This window comes from Mesorhizobium sp. M1E.F.Ca.ET.041.01.1.1, assembly GCF_003997355.1.
Classification (GTDB): domain Bacteria; phylum Pseudomonadota; class Alphaproteobacteria; order Rhizobiales; family Rhizobiaceae; genus Mesorhizobium.
Genome location: NZ_RZSL01000755.1, coordinates 1 through 2,465 on the forward strand (window position 1 = coordinate 1; position 2,465 = coordinate 2,465).

A 2,465-nucleotide genomic window follows, 5' to 3' on the forward strand; every position below is an offset into this window, starting at 1 on the left:
TCGAGCTTCAGCGCCTCGCCGAGGCCGGTTGGCAGCTTGAGGCTTTCATCGTCCTCGTCGGCCTTGGACTGCAGCCAGCGTTCGGCGAGCCCCCGCGTCGTCGCCACGATGCTTGGGCCCTCGTCGCTATTGGCGTATCGCAGCCCGTCGAGCATGCCGAAGCCGATGTCGGAAGCGCTGAGGCTTTCGAGATTGATCGTGCCGGTCGCTGGAAAATCCTTGACCGAGAGCGGGCCGAGCAGGGCGGACAGGCGCTTTTCGAGATCGGCACGCGCCTTCTCGTTGGCGGCATCGAGCGCTTCCACGGCGGCATTCGAGCTTTCCTGCGCCGCGATGTCGGAAATCGCCTTGTCGCGTGCCGCGATATAGTCGTCCTCCGGCGAGGCGGCGAAAGTCACGCTGCCTGCAAGCGCAAAGAGAAGCGTCCAGATCAACCGCATGATGTAACCCTCGCGCCCGTTCTATCCCAATGACATACGCACATTTGAAGACAAGATTAGGCTAAAAAAAGACTGAGCGCGTGGCGCCGTAGATCTCCCCCCTCGAGGGGGAGATGGCCGCGAAGCGGCCAGAGGGGGGCGCCGCGCGTGGGGCGCCGACGCCTTTCGCGGCGCGAGACGACGCTGGCGATCTATGTGAGACGACCCCTCTGTCGCCTTCGGCGACATCTCCCCCTCGAGGGGGGAGATCGGCAACATCACCCCTTCCGCTTCTCCACCTCCGCCTTCCTGAGCAGAAACCGCTGGATCTTGCCGCTTGGCGTCTTCGGCAGCTCGCCGACGAACTCGACCTCGCGCGGATAGGAATGCGCCGAAAGCCGCTTCTTCACGTGCTGGGCGAGCTCCTCGCCAAGCGCTTCGCTGCCCTTGAAGGCCGGCGCCAGCACGACGAAGGCCTTGACGATCTCGGTACGCTGCGGATCGGGTACGCCGACGACCGCCGCCTCGTTGACGGCCGGATGCTCGATCAGCGCGCTTTCGACGTCGAACGGTCCGATGCGGTAGCCGGACGAGGTGATGACGTCGTCCGCCCTGCCGATGAAGGAGACCGAGCCGTCCGGCTCATACTCCACCGTGTCGCCGGTGCGGTAATAGCCGCCCGATATCGCCGGCGTCGCCGCCTGGTGGTAGCCGTCGAACCAGCGCAGCGGCGAGTTCGCGATATCGACGGCAAGCACGCCCGGCTGGTTGGGGCCGAGCTCGTTGCCCGCTTCGTCGAGCACCACCATGCGGTAGCCCGGCATGGCGAAGCCGGCCGAGCCCGCGCGGACGAGATGGGCCAGTCCGTGGTGGTTGTTGACCATCATGCCGTTCTCGGTCTGGCCGTAATGGTCGTGGATGGGGGCGGCGAGATGGGCGTCGAACCAGCGGATCACCTCCGGATTGAGCGGCTCGCCGGCGCTGCTCACCACGCGCAGCCTGCCCTTGACGCGGGCGGCTGCCTCAGGCCCCTCCGCCATCAGCAGGCGATAGGCGGTGGGCGAGCCGGCGAGGCTGGTGACGCCCAGACGCTCGATGATGTCGTAGGTGCTTTTGGCGTTGAAGGCGCCTTCGTAGAAGGTGGTGGCGATCCCGAGCTGCAAGGGCCCGGCGATGGCGTAGTAGAGCCCATAGGCCCAGCCCGGGTCGGCGATGTTCCAGAACACGTCGTCGGCGCGAAGCCCGATCGCGTCGCGCATATAGGCGCCGAAGGCGAGCAGGGCGTTGAGCGGCACCGGCACGCCTTTCGGGTGCCCCGTCGTGCCGGAAGTCGACATCATCATGAACAGGTCGGAGCCTTTGCGCATCACGGGCTCGCAATCGGGAGAGGCGGCGGCCAGGGCGGCGCGGAAATCGATGTCGCCCGCGGGGAGGGTATCGCCGGCGCCAAGGACGGTCGCGATGCGCGGATGGTTTTCCACCTCGTCGAGCTTGCCGTGGTTGGCGGGGTTGGTCACCACCAGCTTGGCGTGGCTATAGCCCAGCCGATGCTCGATCGCCTTCGGGCCGAACGCGGTGAACAGCGGCTGGTAGACGGCACCGACGCGCCATGCGCCGAGGATCAGCGCCACCAATTCCGGGATGCGCGGCAGCATGCCGGCAACGACATCGCCGGGGCGCACGCCAAGCTCTTTCAGAAGATTGCCGACGCGGCCCGACATGTCGGCGAGATCGTCGAAGGTGAATTCGCCGAGCTCGCCGGTCGCCGAGATCGCGCGCAGCGCCAGCCGGTTCTCTCCCGTGTAGCGGCCGCAGCATTCGACATAGGCGTTGATGCCGCTCGCCGGATCGCCGTGAAGTTTTGCGATCTCGTCCTCGATACGGAAGCGCTGGACGGCGTCCTCATAGCGCGGCGTCGCCGTACGCATTTCGGTCATGGAATCCTCCCTCGGCCGCACGCCGCCGCCCCATGGCGTGGACAGGAGGAGAGATTGCCCGAAAAGATGGCTCGGGTCGATTGCGGCGAAAGTCGAGGGGAGCGAGGTC

1 protein-coding gene and 1 pseudogene are annotated in these 2,465 nt (G+C 66.5%); both read right to left on the reverse strand.

Going from position 1 to position 2,465, the window contains the following annotated elements; genetic code table 11:
- Positions 1-440 (reverse strand): annotated as a pseudogene (locus EOA38_RS33625) (hypothetical protein); the annotation flags it as partial.
- A 257-nt stretch (positions 441-697) separates the two neighbouring features.
- Positions 698-2,356 carry an acyl-CoA synthetase gene (locus EOA38_RS33630; RefSeq protein ID WP_127222173.1) on the reverse strand — a complete coding sequence of 553 codons (1,659 nt, stop codon included), beginning with the start codon at positions 2,354-2,356 and terminating at the stop codon, positions 698-700.
- Between the last annotated feature and the right edge of the window lie 109 nt (positions 2,357-2,465).

Coding starts and splice junctions, on each gene's coding strand:
- EOA38_RS33630 (WP_127222173.1), bottom strand. CDS start 2,356: ATGACCGAAATGCGTACGGCGACGCCGCGCTATGAGGACGCCGTCCAG.